At 61.1% G+C, this 24,094-nt stretch carries 20 protein-coding genes; 1 reads left to right on the top strand and 19 read right to left on the bottom strand.

The features are described from left to right. Positions 1–45: 45 nt before the first annotated feature. The gene (gene rho / locus RVM27_RS11890) at positions 46–1,305 is read right to left on the bottom strand and encodes a transcription termination factor Rho (protein ID WP_498956663.1); all 1,260 of its coding nucleotides are present in this window, start codon (positions 1,303–1,305) and stop codon (positions 46–48) included. Positions 1,306–1,720: 415 nt separating this feature from the next. On the opposite strand from rho, the gene ppx reads away from it, so the two are divergent. Then, complete coding sequence (ppx, locus tag RVM27_RS11885; RefSeq protein WP_498956662.1) at positions 1,721–3,265, top strand: exopolyphosphatase; 1,545 nt, start codon at positions 1,721–1,723, stop codon at positions 3,263–3,265. Here ppx and tilS read toward each other — a convergent pair. The 18 genes from tilS to rpsB form a co-directional block, all read right to left on the bottom strand. Continuing rightward, positions 3,262–4,557: a tRNA lysidine(34) synthetase gene (gene tilS, locus RVM27_RS11880; RefSeq protein ID WP_498956661.1), complete on the bottom strand. Its 1,296-nt coding sequence runs from the start codon at positions 4,555–4,557 to the stop codon at positions 3,262–3,264. The genes ppx and tilS overlap by 4 nt on opposite strands. Further along, the gene (gene accA, locus RVM27_RS11875; RefSeq protein ID WP_498956660.1) at positions 4,538–5,494 is read right to left on the bottom strand and encodes an acetyl-CoA carboxylase carboxyltransferase subunit alpha; all 957 of its coding nucleotides are present in this window, start codon (positions 5,492–5,494) and stop codon (positions 4,538–4,540) included. The genes tilS and accA overlap by 20 nt, the downstream gene beginning before the upstream one ends. A 95-nt stretch (positions 5,495–5,589) precedes the next feature. After that, a complete protein-coding gene (gene dnaE, locus RVM27_RS11870) occupies positions 5,590–9,093 on the bottom strand; it encodes a DNA polymerase III subunit alpha (protein WP_498956659.1) in 3,504 nt (1,167 codons plus the stop codon). A gap of 42 nt (positions 9,094–9,135) precedes the next feature. Further along, positions 9,136–9,753, bottom strand: a complete 618-nt coding sequence (gene rnhB, locus RVM27_RS11865; RefSeq protein ID WP_498938984.1) for a ribonuclease HII — start codon at positions 9,751–9,753, stop codon at positions 9,136–9,138. Then, positions 9,743–10,918 carry a lipid-A-disaccharide synthase gene (lpxB, locus tag RVM27_RS11860; protein ID WP_498938986.1) on the bottom strand — a complete coding sequence of 392 codons (1,176 nt, stop codon included), beginning with the start codon at positions 10,916–10,918 and terminating at the stop codon, positions 9,743–9,745. Before lpxB ends, rnhB begins: the two co-directional genes overlap by 11 nt. A 27-nt stretch (positions 10,919–10,945) precedes the next feature. Next, a complete protein-coding gene (gene lpxA, locus RVM27_RS11855; RefSeq protein ID WP_096922082.1) occupies positions 10,946–11,713 on the bottom strand; it encodes an acyl-ACP--UDP-N-acetylglucosamine O-acyltransferase in 768 nt (255 codons plus the stop codon). After that, complete coding sequence (fabZ, locus tag RVM27_RS11850; RefSeq protein ID WP_026001844.1) at positions 11,710–12,153, bottom strand: 3-hydroxyacyl-ACP dehydratase FabZ; 444 nt, start codon at positions 12,151–12,153, stop codon at positions 11,710–11,712. Before fabZ ends, lpxA begins: the two co-directional genes overlap by 4 nt. 136 nt (positions 12,154–12,289) lie before the next feature. Beyond that, entirely contained in the window at positions 12,290–13,327 is a 1,038-nt protein-coding gene (gene lpxD, locus RVM27_RS11845) for a UDP-3-O-(3-hydroxymyristoyl)glucosamine N-acyltransferase (RefSeq protein WP_498956658.1), read from the bottom strand. A 55-nt stretch (positions 13,328–13,382) separates the two neighbouring features. After that, the gene (locus RVM27_RS11840) at positions 13,383–13,880 is read right to left on the bottom strand and encodes an OmpH/Skp family outer membrane protein (protein WP_287808831.1); all 498 of its coding nucleotides are present in this window, start codon (positions 13,878–13,880) and stop codon (positions 13,383–13,385) included. A 19-nt stretch (positions 13,881–13,899) separates the two neighbouring features. After that, the gene (bamA, locus tag RVM27_RS11835; RefSeq protein ID WP_498956657.1) at positions 13,900–16,251 is read right to left on the bottom strand and encodes an outer membrane protein assembly factor BamA; all 2,352 of its coding nucleotides are present in this window, start codon (positions 16,249–16,251) and stop codon (positions 13,900–13,902) included. 98 nt (positions 16,252–16,349) lie between these two features. Next, entirely contained in the window at positions 16,350–17,708 is a 1,359-nt protein-coding gene (gene rseP / locus RVM27_RS11830; RefSeq protein ID WP_498956656.1) for a peptidase M50B family protein, read from the bottom strand. A 43-nt stretch (positions 17,709–17,751) separates the two neighbouring features. After that, positions 17,752–18,948, bottom strand: a complete 1,197-nt coding sequence (gene ispC, locus RVM27_RS11825; RefSeq protein ID WP_287808833.1) for a 1-deoxy-D-xylulose-5-phosphate reductoisomerase — start codon at positions 18,946–18,948, stop codon at positions 17,752–17,754. Beyond that, positions 18,945–19,766: a phosphatidate cytidylyltransferase gene (locus RVM27_RS11820; protein ID WP_287808834.1), complete on the bottom strand. Its 822-nt coding sequence runs from the start codon at positions 19,764–19,766 to the stop codon at positions 18,945–18,947. The genes ispC and RVM27_RS11820 overlap by 4 nt, the downstream gene beginning before the upstream one ends. Then, a complete protein-coding gene (gene uppS, locus RVM27_RS11815; protein WP_287808835.1) occupies positions 19,759–20,544 on the bottom strand; it encodes a polyprenyl diphosphate synthase in 786 nt (261 codons plus the stop codon). The genes RVM27_RS11820 and uppS overlap by 8 nt, the downstream gene beginning before the upstream one ends. A 105-nt stretch (positions 20,545–20,649) precedes the next feature. After that, on the bottom strand, positions 20,650–21,207 hold the full coding sequence (gene frr / locus RVM27_RS11810) for a ribosome recycling factor (protein WP_287808836.1): 558 nt from the start codon (positions 21,205–21,207) through the stop codon (positions 20,650–20,652). A gap of 4 nt (positions 21,208–21,211) precedes the next feature. Further along, positions 21,212–21,979, bottom strand: coding sequence for a UMP kinase (gene pyrH, locus RVM27_RS11805; protein ID WP_039175233.1), 768 nt, complete (start codon positions 21,977–21,979; stop codon positions 21,212–21,214). A 122-nt stretch (positions 21,980–22,101) separates the two neighbouring features. After that, a complete protein-coding gene (gene tsf / locus RVM27_RS11800) occupies positions 22,102–22,971 on the bottom strand; it encodes a translation elongation factor Ts (RefSeq protein ID WP_039175232.1) in 870 nt (289 codons plus the stop codon). A gap of 216 nt (positions 22,972–23,187) precedes the next feature. Next, a complete protein-coding gene (rpsB, locus tag RVM27_RS11795; RefSeq protein ID WP_287808837.1) occupies positions 23,188–23,937 on the bottom strand; it encodes a 30S ribosomal protein S2 in 750 nt (249 codons plus the stop codon). Positions 23,938–24,094: the final 157 nt, after the last annotated feature.

Here is a 24,094-nt window from a genome sequence, read left to right as displayed (position 1 = left end):
CGGATATCGGTCGCCGCGTAGCGGGTGGCGCCACAATGCAGCGCCTTAACGGCGCTTCATTGCCTCGAAGAATTCCAGATTCGTCTTGGTATCTTTCAGACGGTCGATCAGGAACTCGGTCGCGGCCGTATCTTCCATCGGGTTGAGCAGCTTGCGCAGAATCCACATGCGCTGCATTTCGTCTTCCGACGCCAGCAGGTCTTCGCGACGCGTGCCGCTGCGACGAATGTTGATGGCCGGGAAGACGCGCTTTTCGGCCAGCTTGCGGTCCAGGTGGGCTTCCATGTTGCCGGTGCCCTTGAACTCTTCGAAGATGACTTCGTCCATCTTGGAGCCGGTGTCGACCAGCGCCGTGGCGATGATCGTCAGGCTGCCGCCCTCTTCGATATTACGCGCCGCACCAAAGAACCGCTTGGGCTTCTCCAGCGCGTGGGCATCGACACCACCGGTCAGTACCTTGCCAGAGCTGGGCACCACGGTGTTGTAGGCCCGCGCCAGACGGGTGATGGAGTCGAGCAGAATCACCACGTCCTTCTTGTGCTCGACCAGCCGCTTGGCCTTCTCGATGACCATTTCGGCGACCTGAACGTGACGCGCAGGCGGCTCATCGAACGTCGAGGCCACGACTTCGCCACGCACGGTGCGCGACATCTCGGTGACTTCCTCCGGGCGCTCATCGATCAGCAGTACGATCAGATGACACTCGGGGTTGTTACGCGTGATGGAAGTGGCGATGTTCTGCAGCATCAGTGTCTTACCCGCCTTGGGGGGCGACACCAGCAAACCACGCTGCCCTTTGCCGATGGGCGCGGTCAGGTCGATGATACGTGCGGTGAGGTCTTCGGTGGAGCCGTTGCCGATCTCCATGCGCAGACGCTCGCTGGGAAACAGCGGCGTCAGGTTCTCGAAGAGAATCTTGTGCTTGGCGTTTTCCGGGCGGTCAAAGTTGATCTGACTCACCTTCAACAGGGCAAAGTAACGCTCACCCTCTTTCGGCGGACGGATCTTGCCGGAAATGGAGTCGCCCTTGCGCAGATTGAAACGACGAATCTGTGAAGGCGAGACGTAGATGTCGTCCGGTCCGGCGAGGTACGAGCTATCCGCGCTACGCAGGAAGCCAAAGCCGTCCTGAAGAATTTCCAGCACACCGTCGCCATAGATGTCCTCGCCACTTTTGGCGTGTTTCTTGAGGATGGCGAAAATGATGTCCTGCTTGCGCGAACGGGCGAGGTTGTCGATACCCATCTCGCGGGCAATATCGAGCAGCTCGGGAACGGTTTTTTGCTTGAGTTCAGTGAGATTCATCGGTGTGTTAGAAAATTGCTCATGAAAGCTGGGCGACGAGCGCCGAGAATAAGACAGGAGGCGAGGCCTAAGTCATTAGGGCAAAGCGCCGAGTGATGCGTTCAGACCCCATCCAGGCACACGCTCGATTGATAAGTATGGGCAGTCGCGTCGGCCATGATGCAACCATTAGCCGTAATTGGTGACCGCTGGGCGTGAGGGCAGGTTATCTGACGACTTGGACATCTGGCTGATGCCATCGGAATACGTCTTGCTCGGGGTGCCGAGTCAACACGCTTGTCTGGACGTACAAGCCAACTCGGATCAGGCCAGTTACCCGATGGTAGTCAAGCCCCGCGACAAACGCAAGCCTTTGGCAATTGACAATAGCCAGAGGGCACCGCAACCTTGGCATAGCCAACTTGAAGGATAGCTCATGCCCATGGACATTTCGCTCCCCACCGATGCGCCCATTAGCGAAGTAGACAGCGCTGCCCCTCAGCGCCTGGCCGCCATTGACCTGGGCTCCAACAGCTTTCACTTGCTGGTTGCCAACTACCAGAACGAGCGGCTGCAAGTCGTTGCCCGGCAGGGTGAGAAGGTGCAGCTTGCTGCAGGCCTGGATGCTAATGGCTACCTCAGCGAAGCCGCCATGCAGCGGGCGCTGGATTGCCTGAGCCGCTTTGCGCCCTTCCTGACCGACATAGAGAGCGCCAACCTGCGGGTGGTGGGCACCAACGCGCTGCGTGACGCCCACAACAGCCAGGACTTCATCGAACGCGCCGAAGCCCTGCTTGGCCACGCCATTGAAATCATTGCTGGGCGTGAAGAGGCCCGGCTGATCTACCTGGGCGCCGCCCATGCCCTGGCCGAGAACGGCCGCCGCCTGATCGTCGATATTGGCGGGGGCTCCACGGAGTTCATCATTGGTGAAGCCTTCGAGCCCAAGGCGCTGGAGAGCCTGCGCATGGGCTGCGTGACGTTCAGCCAGCGCTTTTTTGCCGATGGCGAGATTACCGAAAAACGCATGCGCCGTGCCGAACTGGCGGCACTCTCGGAGCTGGCCAATATCCAGCGGCCTTACCAGCGCCTGGGCTGGGATGACCCGGTGGGCTCCAGCGGCACGATCAAGGCTGCCGCCAGCGTTCTGTTCGCCTACGGCGATGCGCCCCAGGAAGGAGTGATTACCCGCAGCGGCCTGCAAAAGCTCAGAGAGCGGCTGGTAAGGTGCAAGCACCTGGACAAGGTCGAGCTGGATGGCCTGAAAGCAGACCGCGCCCGGGTATTCCCGGCGGGCATCGCCATTCTCAATGCCGTTTTCGAAGCCTTCGACCTGCACCAGATGCGCTTTGCCGATGGCGCGCTGCGGGAAGGCGTGCTGTACGACATGGCCGGGCGCAACAGTGCCGAAGACACTCGCTCACGCACCCTGGAGCTGCTCAAGCGCACCTACGACGTGGATACCCGGCAAGCCGAGAACGTGGCCGACACCGCTGGGCGGCTGTTCGAACGCCTTCAATCGCCCTGGGGATTGAGCAACGAACAGGGGCATTTTCTGAACTGGGCCAGCCATGTCCACGAGATCGGGCTCGCCATTTCCCATAGCCAGTTCCATCGTCACGGCGCTTACTTACTGGAGCATTCGGATCTGGCCGGGTTTTCACGCCCGGAACAGCGCCTGCTGGCCTTTCTGGTGCGCGCCCATCGACGCAAGTTTCCGCTCAAGGAGTGGCAGGCACTGCCCGCATCCCAACAGCCCACGGCGGGCAAGCTGGCTCGCCTGCTGCGTCTGGCGGTGCTGCTCAATCACTCTCGGCCCGAAAGCCCTCCGGCACTGCCACACATCGTGGTCGATGACAGCGGTGAAGGTTTGGTGATCACGCTCCCCCAGAGCGATGAGCCTACCCTGCTGAGCACCGACCTGGAGCAGGAGCAGGGGCATATTGCGGAGGCGGGTTTCGTGCTGACGCTCGTCAGCTAGTCAGCACACCGCACCGTCACCCCCGCCGCCTGCCAGAATACTCTGGCAGGCGGCTGCAAGATGGCCAGGCAGCACTCTCCTTCCATCACCAGCAGCAGCCGCTGACGCTCCCAGGGGGGGATCGACTGCTCCTGCAACCAGCGCTTCAGGTCACGACGGCCACGCCCCGGCAGCACCAGCGCTTCTCCGCCCTGACGCCCACGCAGCACGAATGAGGCGCTAGCCGCATCTTGTGCTCCCGTTGCCACCTCGAGCGCCAGCGTGCCCAGCGGCGTCGCCAGGCCTGCCCGGCCATCCCACACCGCCTGCCAGCCATCCAGCGGTGCCTGCGGAGCCATCACGTAAAGCCCGCCCCGCCATACCCGCGCTTCTGCCCCGGGCCATATGATGTGCACACGCGCCTGAGCGGCCGCACTCAACTGGTCCAGCAGGCTGGCCAACCGCGCCTGTGGCGGCGTCGGCAACCCGTATTGCTGGCACAGCGTCCGCACCAGCAGCCGTTGGCGAGGGAGTGGCAACGCGGCCAGGGCATGGGCGTCGATACACCCGGGCGACAGCGCCAAATCGGCCAGCTCCTCGGCGGCATAGCTGGCCAGTAGCCCATCGGCCTCTCCCGCCCAGGCAGCACTGCGGGCCAACGCCCGGGCGGCCCCGGGCCAACGCTGGCCGAGCACGGGCAGCACGGCGTGGCGCAGGTAGTTGCGATCGTAGCAGGTATCCTGATTGGTGGGGTCTTCGCACCACGCCAGCCCCTCGTGCCGGGCAGCCTCGCGCAGTTGGTCTCGCCGAACGCTCAGCCACGGGCGCAGCAGTACACGCCCCTGCCACTCACGGCGCCAAGGCATGCCAGCCAACCCACGAATACCGCTTCCGCGCAGCGCTGCCAACAGCCAGGTCTCTGCCTGATCATCCTGATGCTGCCCCAGCCATAGCGTGTCGCCGGGAGCGAGGTACTCGAGAAAGGCCTGATAGCGCGCCCGCCGGGCAGCGCCTTCGATACCCTCCCCCTGCAGTTCGACGCTGACCCGCGCCACGCTGAGCGGGACGCCGAGCCGCTGGCAAAGCGCTGCACAGTGGGCTTCGAAGTCGGCGGCGGCAGGCTGCAAACCATGGTGAACGTGCAGCGCACGCAGGCTGCGGCCACGCCGTTGACAGGCCCTTGCGGCCAGGGTCAGCAGCAGCGAGGAGTCCAGCCCGCCCGAGAGCGCCACCCAAACGCAACGCCCCGGCGGGGTCTCCGCCAGGGCGTCGTCGAGCAGCGCAAGCAGTGCGTCAGGCGGCAGGGGCGCCATAGCTCATCAGGCGTGCGTAGCGGCGCTCCAGCAGCGCCTCATGATCCAGCGCCTGGAGCCGATCGAGGCTTGCCGTCAGCGCTTCCTTGACCCGCTCTGCGGTAGTTACGGGATGACGGTGGGCGCCGCCCAGCGGCTCCTTGATCAGCGAGTCCACGAACCCCAGCTCCTTGAGGCGCTCGGCCGTGATACCCATGGCCTGAGCCGCGTCGGAGGCTTTCTCGGCACTCTTCCACAAAATGGAGGCGCAGCCTTCCGGAGAGATGACCGAGTAGGTGGAGTACTGCAGCATGTGCAGCTCGTCACATACGCCAATCGCCAGGGCACCACCGGAGCCACCCTCCCCGACCACCGTAGAGATGATCGGCGTTTTCAACCGCGACATGACGGCCAGGTTATAGGCGATGGCTTCCGACTGGCCACGCTCTTCGGCATCGATGCCGGGGTAGGCGCCGGGGGTGTCGATGAAGGTGAGAATGGGCATCTTGAAGCGCTCGGCCATCTCCATCAAACGACACGCCTTGCGGTAGCCTTCCGGACGCGGCATGCCGAAGTTGCGGCGCACTTTCTCTTTGACGTCGCGGCCCTTCTGATGGCCAATGACCATGACCGGCGCATCGTTCAGACGAGCAACGCCACCGACCAGCGCTGCGTCATCGGCGAAGTTGCGATCACCGTGCAGCTCGTCGAAGTCGGTAAAGATGTACCCCAGGTAATCCAGCGTATAGGGGCGCTGCGGGTGCCGCGATAGCTGGGAAACCTGCCAGGGGGTCAAGTCCTTGAAGATCGACTCCGTCAGCTTGCGGCTTTTCTCTTCCAGCCGGGCAATCTCGTCAGAGAGGTTCACCTGGCTGTCGGAGCTGACCAGACGCAGCTCTTCGATCTTTGCCTGGAGCTCGGCAACGGGCTGTTCAAAATCAAGATAATTTGGATTCATCGGCTCTGCCTGTAAGCTGCCTGTCATAAAAAGGCATTGTCAAAACGCATCTCGGTTGGGGCCATTATCGCACCCTGACCCCGCCACGCAAGGGCTCAGCGATAGCGTAGCTGAACCCCCACCTGGCCCTGAACGTCACGCAGGGCCAGCAGCAGGTCGTCGCTGGGGGCCACTTTCCACTCATCGGCCAGCTCCAGCCACCCTACGGCGTCCGGATGGCGATACTGCAGCCTCACCGGCAGGCCTTCGCTATCCCGGTAAGGCGCAAGGCTGTCGCGCAGGCTATCCACCAGGCGGCCATTGATCTGCCCTGCATCCAGCGCCAGTTCCACGGCCTGGCCATAGCGCACCCGGGCGGTGACCATCGGGGTGACGTCCTTGCCGCGCAGGCGCAGCCCGCCCGAGAAATCATCGCTGGAGACTTCTCCCTCGACGATGATGACCTGATCCGACTCGATCTGACCGCGCAACTGGTCGAACAGCTCACCGAACAGCGACGCTTCGATACGCCCGGTGCGGTCGTCCAGCGTGATGAAGGCCATGGTGTCGCCACGCTTGGACTTCATGGTACGCATGGCCACCACCAGCCCTGCCACCCGCTGGGGCTCGCGGGACGGCTTGAGGTCGCTGATGCGCGTAGAGACGAAGCGCTTGAGCTCGCGCTCGTACTCATCGATAGGGTGGCCGGTAAGGTAAAGCCCCAGGGTGTCTTTTTCACCCGAGAGACGCTCGCGGTCGGTCCACTCTCGGGCATGGCGGTACTCGGCGTACACATCCCCGGCCTCTTCTTCGGCAGCAAACGCATCCCCGAACATGTCCAGCATGCCCAGGTTCTGGTTGGCATGGTTCTGGGCGGCGGCCTTGAGGGCGTCTTCCATGGCGGCAGCCAGCACGGCACGGTTGGGGCCCAGGGTATCCAGCGCCCCGGAGCGAATCAGCGCCTCGAGGGTGCGCTTGTTCATGCGCTTGGGGTCGATGCGGCGGCAGAAATCGAACAGGTCCTTGAAAGGCCCTTCGGCATTGCGCGCCTCGACGATGGCGCCAATCGGGCCTTCGCCCACACCCCGGATGGCCCCCAGGCCGTACACTACGCGGCCTTCGGTATCCACGGTGAACTTGTAGCCACCCACGTTGACATCCGGGGGTGTCACGGTGAGCTTCAGATGGCGGCACTCTTCGATCAGCGGTACCACCTTGTCCAGGTTGTCCATCTCGGTGGACATGACCGCCGCCATGAACGGGCCTGGGTAGTGGGCCTTCAGCCATGCGGTTTGGTAAGAAACCAGCGCGTAGGCCGCCGAGTGCGACTTGTTGAAGCCATAACCGGCGAATTTCTCCACCAGGTCGAAGATGTTGCCCGCCAGGTCCTTGTCGATGCCGTTGGCGGCGCAGCCCTCCATGAAACCGGAGCGCTGCTTGGCCATCTCTTCGGGCTTTTTCTTGCCCATGGCCCGGCGCAGCATGTCTGCCTGGCCCAGGGTGTAGCCCGCCATCACCTGGGCAATCTGCATGACCTGTTCCTGGTACAGGATGATGCCGTAGGTCGGCGTCAGTACCGGTTTCAACAGCTCATGCTGGTAATCCGGGTGTGGATAAGAGACTTCCGCCCGGCCATGCTTACGGTTGATGAAGTCATCCACCATACCCGACTGCAGCGGGCCCGGGCGGAACAGCGCCACCAGCGCGATCATGTCGTCCAGGGAGTCGGGCAGCAGCCGCTTGATCAGCTCCTTCATGCCGCGGGATTCGAGCTGGAACACCGCCGTGGTCTCTGCCCGCTTGAGCATTTCGAAGGTCTTGCTGTCGTCCAGCGGGATGGCATCGATATTGAGCGGGCCCTGGCCTGCGGCATCGCGTACCTTGTCCACCATCTCCAGCGCCCAGTCGATGATGGTGAGGGTCCGCAGCCCCAGGAAGTCGAACTTCACCAGCCCGGCGTCTTCGATGTCGTTCTTGTCGAACTGAACCACCAGCCCGGCGCCATCCTCGTCACACAGCAACGGCGAAAAATCGGTCAGCTTGGTGGGTGCGATGACCACGCCCCCCGCGTGCTTTCCGGTGCCCCGGGTGGTGCCCTCCAGCTTCAGGGCCATTTCCCAGATCTCTTCCGCCTCTTCGTCGTTGTCGATGAACTCCTTGAGGGCGGGCTCCTGCTCGATGGCCTTGGCCAGCGTCATGCCCACTTCGAACGGGATCAGCTTGGAGAGCTTGTCACCCAGCGAGTACGGCTTGCCCTGGGCACGGGCCACGTCACGCACCACGGCCTTGGCGGCCATGGTGCCGAAGGTGACGATCTGGGAGACCGCGTTGCGGCCATAGCGGTCGGCAACGTACTCGATGACCCGGTCGCGCTTCTCCATGCAGAAGTCGACATCGAAGTCGGGCATCGAAACACGCTCGGGGTTGAGGAAGCGCTCGAACAGCAGGTCGTAGCCAATCGGGTCCAGGTCGGTGATCTTCTGGGCGTAGGCCACCAGCGAGCCCGCACCGGAGCCCCGCCCAGGGCCAACGGGCACGCCGTTGTCCTTGGCCCACTGGATGAAGTCCATGACGATCAGGAAGTAGCCCGGAAACCCCATCTGGATGATGACGTTGAGCTCGAACTCCAGGCGGTCACGGTAGCGCTGCTCGATCTCACGGAAGGCGTCGCCGTCGCGGGGGTACTCCTCTGCGGGAAACAGAAAGTCGAGCCGCTCGGTCAGGCCGTCATGGGAGACCTTGCGGAAGAACTCATCCTGGGTCATGCCTTCGGGGATGCCGAATTCCGGCAGGAAGATCTCGCCCAGGCGCACATCCACGCTGCAGCGCTCGGCAATCATCACGCTGTTTTCCAGCGCTTCCGGAATGTCGGCAAACAGGGCCGCCATCTCTTCCGGGCTTTTCAGGTACTGCTCTTCGGTATAGCGGCGCTCGCGGCGCGGATCGTCCAGCGCCTTGCCTTCCCCGATGGCGACACGGGTTTCATGGGCCCAGTAATCGTCGCGGGCCAGAAAGCGTACGTCGTTGGTGGCCACCACCGGCGTGTTGGTCTCGATGGCCAGCTTGACGCTGGCGTGCACGCAGGCTTCCTCCAGCGGCCGCCCTGTGCGCACCAGCTCCAGGTAGAAACGGTCGGGAAAGGCCTGCTGCCACTCCTCCAGCAGTTGGCGCGCTTCACGCTCGTGTTCCGACAGCAAATGACGGCCAATGTCGCCATCGCGGCCGCCGGACAGCGCAATCAGTCCGTCGCTCTGAGCCAGTACCCACTGCTTGTCGAGAATCGCCCGCCCCTGGCGCTGCCCGTGGGTCCACCCCTTGGAGATCAGCTCAGTGAGGTTGCGATAGCCGTCCTGGTTCATGGCCAGCAGCGTAATGCGGTACGGGTGCGCTTCATCGTGCGGATTGGCCAGCCACAGGTCGCTGCCGATGATGGGCTTGAGCCCCGCCCCTTGCGCCGCCTTGTAGAACTTCACCAGGCCAAACAGGTTGGTCTCGTCCGTCAGCGCCAGCGCGGGCATCCCCCGTTCAGCGGTGGTACTGACCAGCGGCTTGAGCTTGACCAGACCATCGACCAGGGAGTATTCACTGTGCAAACGAAGATGAACGAACGGAACCGTCATGAGACTCTCAGCATAAAACGCTACATAAAATAAATAGAACGGCTACAGCAGCGCTAACTGGCGCTGTACCGGCGCGAAGCTTTTGCGGTGCTCTGCCAGCGGCCCGTGGGCTTCCAGCGCTGCCAGGTGCTCTTTAGTGGGGTAGCCCTTGTGCCGCGCAAACCCGTATTCAGGATAGCGTAAATCCAGCGCGGCCATCTGTGCGTCCCTGGCCACCTTGGCCAGAATCGAGGCGGCGGCAATCGCAGGGTGGCGCGCATCGCCTTTGACGACGGCCTGGCCCGGCAAGGCGTGCCCCGGTAGCCGGTTGCCATCCACCAGCAGGTATTCGGCGGCGGGCATCAGGGCATCGATGGCGCGCCGCATGGCCAGGTGCGTGGCATGATAGATGTTGAGCGTGTCGATTTCGGCGGCGCTGGCCTCGGCCAACGCAAAGGCCAATGCCCGCTCCCGTATCTGCACGTCCAGCTGCTCCCGCTTGCGGGCCGTCAGCTTTTTCGAATCGGTCAACCCTTCGATGGGCGCCTGGGGGTCGAGTATCACCGCCGCCGCCACCACGCTGCCGATCAGCGGGCCACGCCCCACTTCATCCACACCGGCCAGGTAGGGGCCGGTGTAGGCCACTACCAGCGGGGGATAATCACGGGAATCAATGGCCATCCGTGACGGCCTCCAGCGGCTGCCCCGCCGCCAGCGCCGCCACGGCCTGGGCAGCACGCTGGCTGGCATTGCGCTGTAGCGCGGCGTGCATGGCGGCAAAGCGCTCTTCCAGCGCCTGACGGGTGGAAGCATCCTCCAGCAGCTCGCCCACCTGCAGGGCAATGGCCTCCGGCGAGGCGGCGTGCTGAATCAGCTCGGGAACCACACTCTCCTGGGCGATCAAGTTGGGCAACGAGATCCAGGCCGTCTTGACCAGCCGCTGGGCAAGCCAATGGGTTGCGGGCGCCATCTTGTAGGCCACCACCATGGCCCGATGGCACAGCATCGCTTCGAGAGCGGCCGTACCTGAGGTGAGGAGCACGGCATCGCTGGCCACCATGGCCTCTCTTGCCTGGCCGTCCAGCAGCGTTACCGACGGATGCAGCGCGGGGTAGCCGGACAGCAGCTCGGCAAGCTCCCGATGCCGCAGGGCTGTCGCTGCAGGGATCACGACCTGCAGGCCAGGGTGGCGCTGGCAAAGCAGCGTGACCGCCGCCAGGAAGGTCGCTCCCATGAAGCGGATTTCATTGCCACGGGAGCCCGGCAGCAGCGCCAATACCGGCCCGTCGAGCTTTAAGCCCAATGCTTCACGGGCCGCCTGACGGTCGTTGACCAAGGGCAGCTCATCCGCCAGGGGGTGGCCCACGAACGCCACCGGCACGCGATGCTGACGGTAGAAGTCGGCCTCGAAGGGCAGCAGCGTCAGCATGCCATCCACCGCCTTGGCAATATTCTTGACCCGCCCCTGGCGCCAGGCCCATACCGAAGGGCTGACGTAATGGGCCGTGGTCACGCCCGCTTTCCGCAGCTGTTTCTCCAGCCCCGTGTTGAAATCGGGCGCATCGATGCCAATCATGATGTCCGGCTGCCAGGCCAGCGCGTCTTCACGCAGGGTACGGCGTACGCGGATCAGCTCGGGAAGGTGCTTGAGCACCTCGACCAGCCCCATCACCGATAGCGTTTCCAGTGGAAAGCGGCTTTTCAGGCCCTGCGCTTCCATGCGTGGCCCGCCCATCCCGCGAAACTCCACGTCAGGAAACCGGGCGCGTAGCTCACGCATGAGCCCCGCGCCCAGAATATCGCCAGAGAGTTCGCCTGCCACAAGGTATACGCGTTGCAGTGTCATGGAGACAAGACAGCCAGTTGAGGTGTATTAGCGCACGATACCGCGCGTGGAGCGCTCGATGGAGTCGGCAAACTGCACGACTTCCGGCAGGTCGAAGCGGCTGCGCATATCGCTGACGGCTTGTTCGACGGTCAGCCCTTGGCGGTAGACCAGCTTGTAAGCAGTGGTCAGGGCGGCAATCGCCTCGCGGCTGAAGCCACGGCGCTTGAGGCCGACCAGATTCAGGCCACGCGCTTCGGCAGGGTTGCCGTTGATCATGACGAACGCCGGAGTATCCTTGGTGATGATCGAGCCACCGCCCGCCATGGCATGGTCCCCAAAGTGGCAGAACTGATGCACCGCCGAGAGCCCGCCCAGGATGGCATGGTTGCCCAGCGTCACGTGCCCTGCCAGGGTGACCTGGTTGGCCAGAATGCAGTCGTTGCCGATCACGCAGTCATGGCCAACGTGCACGTATGCCATGAACAGATTGCGCGACCCGATGGTGGTTTCGCTGCGATCCTGCACCGTACCACGGTGCAGCGTCACCCCTTCGCGGATCACGTTATCGTCGCCCATGACCAGCCGCGTCGGCTCACCGGCGTACTTCTTGTCCTGGCAATCTTCTCCCACCGAGGCAAACTGGAAAATACGCGTGCGCTCGCCGAGCACGGTAGGCCCCTTGATCACCACGTGGGGGCCGATGACGGAACCGGCGCCGATGGTGACATCGGGCCCAATCACGCTAAAAGGGCCGACCTCGACGTCATCGGCCAGTCGTGCCGTGGGGTCGACCAGTGCAGTAGGATGTATCAAGCCACCTTCCTCTCGGCACAAATGATTTCTGCTTCACACGCCAGCTCGCCGTCCACCGTGGCGCGACAGGCAAATTTCCAGATGCCGCGCTTGCCACGAATGACGTTGGCTTCCAGCGTCAGCTTGTCACCCGGCATGACCGGGCGCTTGAAACGTACGTTATCGCTACCGACCAGATAGTAGACGTAGCCATCTGCCGGGAGCTTGTTGACCGTCTTGAAGCCCAGAATGCCACACACTTGCGCCAGTGCTTCGACGACCAGCACGCCCGGCATGATGGGGTGATGCGGAAAATGACCATTGAAGAATGGCTCATTGATGCTTACGTTCTTGTACGCCACGATGGCTTCGCCCACGGTCAGTTCCGTGACTCGATCCACCAGCAGGAAGGGATAGCGGTGGGGCAAGTATTCGCGAATTTCGTTGATATCCATAACCATCGTAACGACCTCTAAATAGACATAGCGCCTGAACCCTGTCAGGCAGGTGCCAGCACTCCTGCTGGCCAAAAGGCAGAGGATTATAACTTGCTGTTATCAAGCCTCAAGCCACTCGTCCTTGAATTCCTTGTTTGCTTCACGATTCTCGCTGGCTTTTTTCCAATCGCGCCAATCGTTTGGCAATATCATCCAGCTGTTTGAAGCGCACTGCGTTCTTGCGCCATTGAGTGTTGCTCATGGCGCCCGTGCCGGAGGAGTAGACACCTGGCTCATGAATCGAGTTGGTGACCAGACTCATGCCCGTTACCTGCACCCCGTCGCACAGGGTCAGGTGACCCGACAGGCCAACGCCGCCACCCAGCATGCAGTGCTTGCCCACTTTGGTGGAGCCCGCAATGCCTACACAGCCCGCCAGGGCGCTGTGGTCGCCAATCGTGACGTTATGGGCGATCTGCACCTGGCTGTCGATCTTGACGTCATTGCCAATGACCGTATCACCCAACGCACCACGATCAATACTCGAACAGCTGCCGACCTCGACATCATCGCCAAGGATCACGCCGCCCAACTGAGCGATCTTGTGCCAACCGGCACCATCATGAGCGAAGCCGAAACCATCGCCACCGATCACACAGCCGCTTTGCAGAATGGCGCGCTTCCCGACGATGACACCGTGGCACACCGTCACGTTGGCGTGCAGCCGAGTATCGTCGCCCAATCGGCTGTCGGCACCCACCACGCTGCCTGCGCCAATCACCACGCGATCCCCCAGCACCACGCCAGACTCGATCACCGCATTGGCCTGAATCGAGATACCCTCGCCCAGGGTGGCATCTTCCGCCACGATGGCACTCGGGTGGATACCCGGGACATCACGCGCAGGCAACGGGTCAAACAGCTGCGACAGTTTGGCATAGCCAAGATAGGGGTTGCTCATCTCCAGCCGCGGCACGGGGCAATTCTTGCCGTGCTCTGGATGCAGCAGAACGGCGGCTGCACGCGTGGTGGCCAGGTCTTTGAGATACGCACGATTGGCAAGAAACGCCACCTGATCGGGCGCGGCTTCCTTGAGGGTGGCCAGGCCACGAATTGGCTGGTCGGCGTCGCCCTCGAAATCAACGTCCAAGTGACGTGCGATATCGGCTAGGGTGAGGTGTTGAGAAGCGTGCGTCATGGGAGCCCAGGAAAGCAGCGGTGCGGCCAACGAGCGCCGCACCCACGGTCATGAATTAGTTCAGCGAATCAAAAATCTGCGTGACCTCGTTGGTCACGTTGGGAAGGTCCGTCGAAGAGTGCAGCACTCCCTGCGGCTCTACCAGAACGTCGATGTTGTGACGCTCCAGCACCTGCTCGACGGCACGCTCGAGCTTCGACTCGGCGCTTTCGAGGAACTGCTGCTCGGAGGTTTGCTGCGCCTGCATCACTTCACGACGAAGCTGCTCGAAACGGCTGCCCTTCTGCTGCAGCTCGGCAATCAGCGCATCGCGCTCGGATTGCGACATGGTCTCGCCCTGCTGCAAGCGAGTTTGCAGCTGCTGCAGCTCGTTACCCAGCGACTGAGCTTCGCGCTGCTGGCCACCAATCTGGCTTTCCAACTGGCTCAGCGAGGATTGTGCCGACTGAGTGTTCATCAGCGCTGCGCGCCAATCCAGTACAGCGACTTCAGCCGCGTAGGCGGGTAGCGTCATGGCCCCGAAAAGGCACACAGCGGCGGTCAGTTTACGCATTATCATGACACTCCTTGAATTAGAACGTTTGGCCAAGCGAGAACTGGAAGAACTGCGTATCATCGCCACTTTCATCGTTTAACGGCTCTGCGATGCTGAAGGTCAAGGGACCCACGGGCGTCAGCCAGGAAAGGCCAATACCCACACTGTAGCGTAAATCGCCCAGATCCACGCCGGAACTGCAACGCTGGCGGCCCGCGTCTTCTTCCAGCACGTCATAGCAGGAGCTCAGGAAGGTATTACCGGCGTCCAGGAACAGCGAAGGCTGTACCGAGCGCTGGTTCTCGACGAACGGCATCGGGAAGAGGACTTCTGCGCTGCCTTGAACCAGCACGTTACCCCCGAGGGTACGGTCACGTGCACCCTCGCGGGCGGGCGTGGTGCGCTGCCCCAGAGTATTGGACGTGAAGCCACGCACCGAGCCCAGGCCCCCAGCATAGAAGTTCTCGTAGAAGGGGTAAGGGTCGTTGCTGGCCAGGGTATCGGCATAGCCCAGGTTACCGCTGAACTTGAATGCCCAGGTCTCATCGTCATTGATCGGGAAGAGCTGCTGCGCGCGGGCCTGAACCTTGTAGTACTCCGCATCGCTGCCCGGCACGCCGGTTTCCAGCGAGAGACGCTGGTAATTACCTGCCGTCGGCATGATACCGCGGTTCAGGTTGTTGCGGGTCCAGCTGGCGGTCAGCTTCAGGCTCTGAGCGTTGTCACCCTCATCTTCTACGTAACGGCGAATTTCAGAGGCCGTATCGAAGTAGGTCTTGACGGTGATGTCTTCGATGCTCGCCCCGAAGTTGAGCCGCGACAGCTCACTGATGGGATAACCGAAGTTGATGCCCGCGCCGTAGGCGTCGGTGGAGAACGTGGAAATATCGGAGTCGGCGTAGTCCGTCTCGCGATAGAAAACGTTATAGCCCCGTGAAATACCGTCCAGGGTCCAGTACGGGTCGGTAAAGGCAAAGTTCACGCTGGTGAACGTGTCACTGCGCTGAGCACCAACGTTGACACGATTACCAGTACCCAGGAAGTTGTTCTGGGCCAGGCCGACGCCGTAGATCACCCCGGCGCTCTGCGAGAAACCGACGCTGGCCGAGACCGAACCAGACGGCTGCTCTTCGACGTTGTAGGTCACGTCCAGCAGATCAGGCTGCCCTGGCACGGGCTGAGTGTCGACTTCCACCTGGCTGAAGAAGCCAAGACGCTCCAGACGCTGGCGCGACTGGGTGATGGATTCCGTGGAGGCAGGCGCGCCCTCCAACTGAATCATTTCACGGCGCAACACTTCATCCTGCGTGGTGGTGTTACCAAAGAATTCGATACGACGCACGTAAGTACGCTGGCCTGGGTCGACGGCAATCACCAGATCGACCGTTTCACCGTCACCGGCCACTTCAGGGATACCGCGCACCTCGGCAAAGGCAAAGCCTTCGGCCCCCAGGCGCTGACGCAGGGCTTCCGTAGAGGCGTTGACGTCGCCACGGGAGAAAATTTCGCCACTGCTGACCTGCAGCAGGTTGCGCGCTTCGCTTTCGCTGATTTGCAGGTCTCCGGCAAACCGAATGTTGCCGACCCGATACTGGGTGCCTTCGTCGATGTTCAGCGTCACGAAGATCTCGGACTTTTCAGGTCCAATCGAGACTTGCGTGGAGGTCACGTCGAAGTTGACATAGCCACGGTCGAGGTAGAAAGAGCGCAGGCGCTCGATGTCCCCCGAGAGCGCTTCCCGGGAGTACTCGTCCCGCGAGAACCAGCCAAAGAAACGTCCTGGGCGGTCGTTCAGCTCGAAGACGCTACGCAGCGTGTCGTCATCGAAGTCACGGTTGCCCACGATATTGATCTGGCGAATCTTGGCCACTTCACCTTCGTTGATATCGATGTTGACCTGAACTCGGCCTTCATCGATTTCATCCACGGCGACATTGATGCTGGCACTGTAGCGGCCCTGCGCCTGGTACACCCCTTCCAGCTCACGCTCGATGTCGTCCAGGGTAGAGAGCTGCAGCACTTGCCCTTCGGAAAGGCCGGACTGGCGCAGGCCATTACGCAGGTCGTCATCGGAAATCTGACGGTTGCCGGTAATGTTCAGGCGAGCAATGGTGGGACGCTCGACGACCTGGATGACCAGAACATCGCCTTCGCGGGCCAGCGAGACGTCCTCGAACAGGCCGGTGGCGAAAAGGTCACGCGCGGCGGCGGCCAGCTGCTGCTCATCGACGCGGTCATTGGCACTGACAGGAAACGCATTAAAGACCGAGGCGGCGGATACCCGCTGTAGCCCTTCCACACGAATGTCCGAAACATCAAAGGATTGTGCCTGGGCGCCGCTGGCGCCCGCCAGCAAGAGTGCCGCCATTCCAAGGGTCTTGATTTTCATGCAGTCAGTTCGCTCGCGTTGGTCTGCCTGTCGTTGAGACAGGCACCATATACATTTGTGCAGGCAGATGACAAGCCATCCACGCGCTACACGCGTTATTACCACAGGCGCATCAAGTCGAAATAGAGCGCCATCAGCATCAGGGTGCCTACCATGGCCAGCCCTATGCGAAGACCTATTGCTTGTGTCTGCTCGGATACCGGTCGCCCGCGCAGCACCTCGACAAAATAGTAAAGCAAATGACCACCGTCGAGCACGGGGATAGGCAGCAAATTTAGCACACCCAGGCTGATCGACAGATACGCCAGAAAGCTGACGAAGGCTTCGGTGCCCGCACGCGCCGAATCTCCGGAGATTTGCGCGATGGTGATGGGCCCCGACAGGTTGGAGGGCGAAATCAGCCCCACCAGCATCTTACGAATGGCATCTACCGTGAGCACGACCATGTCACCGGTACGTGACAACGCTTGGCCCAATGCCTCGATAGGCCCATAGCGAATGTCGCGCAGCAGCTCGTCAGGCCAGTTGACCGGCTCGGCACCTGCCCCAATGTACCCAACCTCGACGCCACTCTCCAGCGTATTGCGACCTGGGGTCATGGTGAGCGTGCCGGATTCACCGTTGCGCTGGTAATCCACGCGAAGGGCTTCGCCTGCGCTGTCACGGATGATCTCGACGAACTGCATCCAGTCGCGGACCGGCTCACCGTTCAACGACGTAATACGATCTCCCGGCTGGAGGCCAGCCTCGGCCGCGGCCTGCCCTTCCAGCACCTGCCCAAGCACGGCTGGGACATCAGGCCGCCACGGCACGAAGCCCAGCGTTTCCAGCGGTTGTGGCGGGTCTTGGCGAACCATGTAGCGGCTGATCGGCAGTTGATACGCACGCGAGGCACTGCTGCCTTCCGGACGCGCTTCGATCTCCAGCTCGCCATTGAAGCCGATCATCGACACCAGCTTCAAATTGATCTCTTCCCAGGAGCGCATGGCATCGCCCTGGATGGCGGTGATTTCACTGCCCTGAGGCAAGCCGGCCTCGGCCGCTGGCGAGTTGGGCGTGACCGGCCCGACAATCGGCGCCACCGTGGTGGTACCGGCCACGAACAGTGCCCAATAAGCCACGATGGCCAGCAGGAAATTGGCGATGGGGCCCGCCGCCACGATGGCGATACGCTGCCAGACAGTCTTGCGATTGAACGCCTGGTCCAGCTGATCTTCAGGGACCGGCGCTTCGCGCTCGTCGAGCATTTTCACGTAGCCACCCAAAGGAATGGCGGCCACCGCAAACTCGGTGCCATGGCGATCAATTGTTGACCACAGCGGCTTGCCAAACCCTACGGAGAAGCGCAACACCTTGACGCCGCAGCGGCGTGCAACCCAAAAGTGACCAAACTCGTGAAAGGTCACCAGCAGCCCCAGCACCACGATGACGGCTAAGATATTCTGTATCAGGCCCACTTTTTGCTCCTTTGCACGACACGCTGCTCAACAATAGCTGAGGCTAAGCGGTTAACTGGCGTATGGTGTGCGCGGCTTGCTCTCGAGCCCAGCGGTCCGCAGCAAGCACGCGTTCAAGTGAATCCGCCTGACCGGGATACGGCAGGGCCATCACCTTCGCGACAACATCCGGAATCGCACCAAACGCGATGTTCCCCGCTAAAAATGCCTCAACAGCAACTTCATTAGCAGCGTTAAGCACCGCCGGAGCGGCCCCACCTGCCTGCATCGCCTCTCGGGCTAGGCGCAGGCAGGGAAAGCGTGTTTCATCCGGGGCTTCAAAATCGAGCCGCGCAACTTGGAACAGATCTAGCGTTTCCACGCCGGCATCAATGCGCTCTGGCCAAGCAAGCCCATAGGCAATCGGTGTGCGCATATCGGGATTACCCAACTGAGCAATCACGGAGCCGTCGTTATAGGCTGCCATAGAGTGGATAACGCTTTGCGGGTGAACAACGACCTGAATCTGCTCGGGTGTGGCATCAAACAGCCAGCACGCTTCGATTAATTCGAGTCCTTTATTCATCAGCGTGGCGCTATCTACGGAGATTTTACGCCCCATGGACCAGTTAGGATGAGCGCAGGCCTGCTCTGGTGTTACGTTAGCAATATCGGCAGCCGACCAGCCGCGAAACGGCCCGCCCGATGCGGTTAGAAGCAGCTGACGCACGCCGTGTTTGGCTAATCCGCCTCGATGCTCGCTGGGTAGACACTGGTAGATGGCATTATGTTCAGAATCGATCGGCAACAGCGTCGCCCCGGAGCGTGCCACGGCATCCATAAACAGCGCCCCGCTCATCACCAGGGCCTCCTTATTGGCCAATAGCACGCGCTTACCGGCTTCGGCTGCCGCCAGCGACGGCAACAGGCCTGCCGCCCCGACGATCGCCGCCATCACGGTGTCGACCTCAGGCGCTTGGGCGACCTCGCATAGCGCATCCTCCCCCGCCAGCGCCACAGTGTTGGAGCCTGCTTGGCGGAGCGCTTGCTGCAACCATTGGGCATCGGCGACGTCATCCAACACGGCAAACCGGGGAGAGTGCGCTTTACACTGGTCAAGCAGCGCCTCTTTTGAGGTATGCGCCGTTAGGGCATAGACGCGGTAACGCTCCGGATGGCGCGCGATGACATCCAAGGTGCTTTTACCGATGGAGCCGGTGGCACCGAGCACAGTGACCAACTGAACCGAGACGTGACTCATAGCGCGCTCACCTGAAGTGACAGTACCTGCAGATACAACAGCGCAAAGATGGGGATGGCTGCGGTGAGACTATCGATACGGTCCAGCACACCACCATGACCCGGCAGCAGCTGGCTGGAGTCTTTAATATTACGGTAGCGTTTCAACATACTTTCAAACAGGTCGCCAAGCACTGAAGTCAGTGTCACCACTGCGGTAATCACGATCAGCGCCACGCCCCCCATCACTCCAAGGGGCTGCCAAAGGGCAAACAGCAGGGCTAGCAGCATCGTGGCAGCAAGCCCTCCATACACGCCCTCCCAGGACTTGCCTGGACTAACCCGCGGGGCTAATTTGCGCTTACCCCAGCGGCGACCAGCAAAGTAGGCGCCAATGTCTGCCGTCCATACCAGCAGCATCACAAACAGAAGCCACACCGCCCCGCTATCACGCAGCACGTTAAAACCTACCCAGCACGGCAGCAGTACCCAAACGCCCATGAGTAGACGGCGTGAAGTGGCTTGCCACTGCTGACTGCTTTCCGGGTAGTGCGTTACCCAGTAGAGGTTCAGCAACCAGCCAGCTGCGGCCAGCCACAACGGCCAAACTGCAACGGCAGCGCCGCTTAGCCACAGCAGAGCCATAAGCACCGCCATACCGGCCACCAGCGCCAGGCGCGTGCGCGAGACGATAACGCCCGCCAAGTTGGTCCATTCCCAGGTACCTAATAGCACGATCAGTGCTGTAAACAGCGCAAAGGCACCTCCCTGTAATCCAAACAGACCAATTAGCGTGACAGGAGCTAACCAGGCAGCGGTGATGATTCGCTGTTTAAGCACCTTGCGCCTCTATTTGTTCGTCGGTCATGCCAAAACGGCGACGTCGTAAGCAGAAATCATCGAGCGCTTTGTCGAAGGCCGCCCCATCAAAATCTGGCCATAACAGGGGCGAAAAGTGCAGCTCGGCATAGGCCAGCTGCCATAACATAAAGTTCGAGAGCCGCTGCTCGCCGCTGGTACGGATACACAGATCCACCGGCGGTACCTGGTCGGTGTTCATGGCCGCATCCAAGCGCGCTTCGTCGATGGCCTCGGGCGCCAGCTCTCCGGCAGCCACCTGCTCGGCGAGCTGGCGGGCGGCGCGGGCGATGTCCCACTGGCCGCCGTAGTTCGCGGCAATCACCAGATGCATGCCCGTGTTCTCGGCGGTCAGCGCTTCGGCGCGCTGAATATGCTTTTGAATCGCGTGGGAAAAGCCACGCTGTTCGCCAATAATCGACAGACGGATATTGCGCTCATTAAGTTTTTTGACTTCGCGTTTAAGCGCCATCAAAAACAGCTCCATCAGCGCTTTCACCTCAGCGGCAGGACGTTTCCAGTTTTCACTGGAGAACGCAAACAGGCTGAGGGTTCCAACGCCCCGCTCGGCGGCACGCTCGATGACGGCACGCACGGCTTCGACGCCCGCTCGGTGGCCGCGCACTCCCGACAGCCCCCGTGCCCGCGCCCAGCGGTTGTTACCATCCATAATAACAGCGACATGGGACGGCAGCGCTTCCTCGGATAGAGAAAGCGTCGTGCCACCCGGCTGCTGTGGGGGAAGCTGGGGGGAGGTCATGGGGTCTCGCACCAAAGATCAATCATATTAAAGCCAAGCAATGGCCCACGGGCAGCCAGGCTGCCCGTAGTGAAGTGAACGCAGTCCGCGATGTCGACGACATCGTTATACCTGCATGAGATCCTGCTCTTTTGCTGCCAACGCCTTGTCGATCTCGGCGATGTACTTGTCGGTCAGCTTCTGGATCTCGTCTTCGCCCTGGCGCTGATCGTCCTCGGTAATCTCTTTATCCTTAAGCAAGGATTTGAAATCACCGTTCGCATCGCGACGCACGTTACGCACCGCCACACGGGCCGTCTCGGCCTCGCCACGCGCCTGCTTGATATAGCCCTTGCGCGTTTCTTCGGTGAGCATCGGCATGGGCACGCGAATCACGGTACCCGCACTGGAGGGGTTGAGCCCCAGGTCAGAGGTCATGATCGCTTTTTCGATCTTCGGCACCATACCCTGCTCCCAAGGAGCAACGGCCAAGGTGCGCGCGTCTTCAACGCTGACCGAGGCCACCTGATTCAACGGCACTTGGCCACCGTAGTACTCAACGGTCACGGCATCCAGGATGCTGGGATGCGCACGCCCGGTACGAATCTTGTTAAAGTTGACGTGCAGCGCCTCGACGCTCTTCTTCATGCGAGATTCTGCATCTTTCTTGATGTCGTTGATCACGTTGTTACCCTCTGTCTATCAGCGTGCCTTCCTTGCCCCCTACTACCAGATTCAGCAGGGCACCAGGCTTGTTCATATCGAATACCCGCACCGGCATATCATGGTCACGTACCAGGCAGATTGCGGTCAAATCCATCACGCCCAGCTTCTGCTCCAGAGCATCGTCGTAGGAGAGCTGGTCGTATTTTACGGCGTCGGGGTACTTCACCGGGTCCTTATTGTACACGCCGTCCACCTTGGTGGCTTTGATGACGACGTCCACGTCCACTTCGATACCGCGTAAGCAGGCGGCCGAGTCCGTGGTAAAGAAAGGGTTGCCGGTGCCTGCAGAAAACAGCACCACGTCACCGGAAGTCAGGTAGCGAATGGCAGTACGGCGGTCATAGTGTTCCACCACACCGCTCATGGGAATCGCCGACATCACCCGTGAACGAATATTCGAGCGCTCCAGCGCATCGCGCATGGCCAGGGCATTCATCACGGTGGCCAGCATTCCCATGTGGTCACCCGTCACTCGGTCCATGCCCGCTTCGTTCAACGCAGCGCCACGGAACAAGTTACCACCTCCAATCACGATGCCCACCTGTACACCGATCCCGACCAGCTGGCCGATTTCCAGTGCCATTCGGTCCAGCACTTTGGGGTCGATACCAAAATCGTGCTCTCCCATCAGTGCTTCGCCCGACAGCTTCAGCAAAATACGCTTGTATTTCGATTTCGACTTGTCGAGTTTCGTGGCAGCGGGGGCAGACTCTTGAATCTCACGTGACATGGCATCTCTCCTGAGGCAGACCTGGACACAGGTGGGCGAGACAGCACCTGTATTTCACAGGGGCCGGATACACGAAGGCGTGCGCTCGCGCGCACGCCATCATCTTACAGAAACATTCGACCTTAGCGACGGCCAGCCTGTTCCATAACTTCTTTGGCAAAGTCGACTTCTTCTTTCTCGATGCCTTCGCCCACTTCGAAACGAGTAAAGCTGACCACTTCACCGCCAGCCGCCTTGACGAATTCGGCAACGGTCTGGTTCGGGTCTTTGACGAAGGGCTGCTCGGTCAGGCTGTTCTCGGCCAGATACTTCTTCAGACGGCCTTCGACCATCTTCTCGGCGATCTGCTCGGGCTTGCCTGCCATGTCCGGCTGCGCCAGAATGATGGCTTTTTCTTTGTCCAGCTCTTCCTGGGGCATGTCGGCCGGATGAGCCACGGCTGGGTTGATGGCAGCAACGTGCATGGCAACGTCCTTGGCAACCTCGGCATTGCCGCCTTTCAGCACGGTCAATACGCCAATACGGCCACCGTGAACGTACTCGCCAACCAGGCCAGCGTCCACTGCGTCTACCACGACGGCACGACGCACGCCGATGTTCTCGCCGATTTTCTGAACCAGCTGCTCACGCGCAGACTCCAGGTCGCCCGCCATCACGGCAGCCACGTCTTCGCTCTTGGCAGCGAAGAACGCATCAGCGATCTTGTTGGAGAAAGCGATGAAGTTGTCGTCGCGGGCAACGAAATCGGTTTCAGAGTTGATTTCGACCATGACGCCGTAGCTGCCGTCTTCGGCAACACGCGTTACCACGGCGCCTTCTGCAGCGGTACGACCCGCCTTCTTAGCGGCTTTTAGGCCAGAGCTTTTACGCAGGTTTTCGATCGCCACGTCAATGTCGCCGCCGGCTTCGGTGAGTGCTTTTTTGCACTCCATCATGCCAAGACCGGTACGTTCGCGCAGTTCCTTAACCTGAGAGGCGCTGATAGCTGCCATGAGATTTCACCTCGGAAATGGTTCTAACTGAGAGTTAAACGCGCTACAGAGTATACGCACGATAGATGACCGTTGCGTATCACGGTGCAGAGCGCTTGCCGGCACCTGGTGCTCGGCGTGATCGGCCCGCCTGGGCGTGCCCAAAGCGGGAAAAAGGGGGCATAAGGCCCCCTCTTGACGATGCGGCTCAACTGCCCGCCGCACCCACTGCCAGCGTTACTCGGCAGCAGCGTCAGCGTCGGCAGAAGCGGCTTCTTCCGTCACTTCGACAAACTCTTCGGGACGACCTTCTTTCGCACGGGTGCACGCGTCAGCAATCGCCTTCACGTAGATCTGGATCGCGCGGATGGAGTCATCGTTACCCGGGATCACGTAATCAACGCCATCCGGGTTAGAGTTGGTATCTACCACGCCAATGACCGGGATACCCAGCTTGTTGGCTTCGTTGATCGCGATGCGCTCGTGGTCAACGTCGATAACGAACAGTGCGTCCGGCAGGCCGCCCATGTTCTTGATACCACCGATAGAACGTTCGAGCTTCTCTTGCTCACGCGTGGCCATCAAGACTTCTTTCTTGGTCAGCTTGTCGAACGTGCCGTCTTCGCGCATGACTTCCAGGTCACGCAGACGCTTGATGGACTGACGAATGGTCTTGAAGTTGGTCAGCATGCCGCCCAACCAGCGATGGTTGACGAACGGCTGGCCAACACGGTTGGCTTCTTCCTTGATGATCTTGCTCGCGCTGCGCTTGGTACCAACAAACAGGATCTTGTTGTTGGAAGACGCCATCTTCTCGACCACGTCGATCGCTTCGTTCAACGCCGGCAGAGTGTGCTCAAGGTTGATGATGTGGATCTTGTTGCGCGCGCCGAAGATGTATTTGCCCATCTTCGGATTCCAGTACTTGGTCTGGTGACCGAAGTGAGCGCCTGCCTTCAGCAGGTCACGCATATTGACGTGAGACATGGTAAAACTCCTGAAACTCGGGTTAGGCCTCCACGCACCCCATGGATCCGACCAGTAGCACCGCCAGGCGTTGCTAAAGGCACCCGGGACCATGTGCCGGTGCATGTGTGTTTTCAAGGCTTGCTATCTTGCAACCCAGCCATGCTGAGTTGCGCTC

Source organism: Halomonas sp. KM007, assembly GCF_050709225.1.
Classification (GTDB): domain Bacteria; phylum Pseudomonadota; class Gammaproteobacteria; order Pseudomonadales; family Halomonadaceae; genus Vreelandella; species Vreelandella hamiltonii.
This window is presented reverse-complemented; position numbering and strand designations above follow the sequence as displayed.

Excerpts from the sequence above, each read along its gene's own strand:
- rho (WP_498956663.1), bottom strand. The coding sequence starts at position 1,305 with ATGAATCTCACTGAACTCAAGCAAAAAACCGTTCCCGAGCTGCTCGAT.
- ppx (WP_498956662.1), top strand. The coding sequence starts at position 1,721 with ATGCCCATGGACATTTCGCTCCCCACCGATGCGCCCATTAGCGAAGTA.
- tilS (WP_498956661.1), bottom strand. The coding sequence starts at position 4,557 with ATGGCGCCCCTGCCGCCTGACGCACTGCTTGCGCTGCTCGACGACGCC.
- accA (WP_498956660.1), bottom strand. The coding sequence starts at position 5,494 with ATGAATCCAAATTATCTTGATTTTGAACAGCCCGTTGCCGAGCTCCAG.
- dnaE (WP_498956659.1), bottom strand. The coding sequence starts at position 9,093 with ATGACGGTTCCGTTCGTTCATCTTCGTTTGCACAGTGAATACTCCCTG.
- rnhB (WP_498938984.1), bottom strand. The coding sequence starts at position 9,753 with ATGGCCATTGATTCCCGTGATTATCCCCCGCTGGTAGTGGCCTACACC.
- lpxB (WP_498938986.1), bottom strand. The coding sequence starts at position 10,918 with ATGACACTGCAACGCGTATACCTTGTGGCAGGCGAACTCTCTGGCGAT.
- fabZ (WP_026001844.1), bottom strand. The coding sequence starts at position 12,153 with ATGGTTATGGATATCAACGAAATTCGCGAATACTTGCCCCACCGCTAT.
- lpxD (WP_498956658.1), bottom strand. The coding sequence starts at position 13,327 with ATGACGCACGCTTCTCAACACCTCACCCTAGCCGATATCGCACGTCAC.
- RVM27_RS11840 (WP_287808831.1), bottom strand. The coding sequence starts at position 13,880 with ATGCGTAAACTGACCGCCGCTGTGTGCCTTTTCGGGGCCATGACGCTA.
- bamA (WP_498956657.1), bottom strand. The coding sequence starts at position 16,251 with ATGAAAATCAAGACCCTTGGAATGGCGGCACTCTTGCTGGCGGGCGCC.
- ispC (WP_287808833.1), bottom strand. The coding sequence starts at position 18,948 with ATGAGTCACGTCTCGGTTCAGTTGGTCACTGTGCTCGGTGCCACCGGC.
- uppS (WP_287808835.1), bottom strand. The coding sequence starts at position 20,544 with ATGACCTCCCCCCAGCTTCCCCCACAGCAGCCGGGTGGCACGACGCTT.
- pyrH (WP_039175233.1), bottom strand. The coding sequence starts at position 21,979 with ATGTCACGTGAGATTCAAGAGTCTGCCCCCGCTGCCACGAAACTCGAC.
- tsf (WP_039175232.1), bottom strand. The coding sequence starts at position 22,971 with ATGGCAGCTATCAGCGCCTCTCAGGTTAAGGAACTGCGCGAACGTACC.
- rpsB (WP_287808837.1), bottom strand. The coding sequence starts at position 23,937 with ATGTCTCACGTCAATATGCGTGACCTGCTGAAGGCAGGCGCTCACTTC.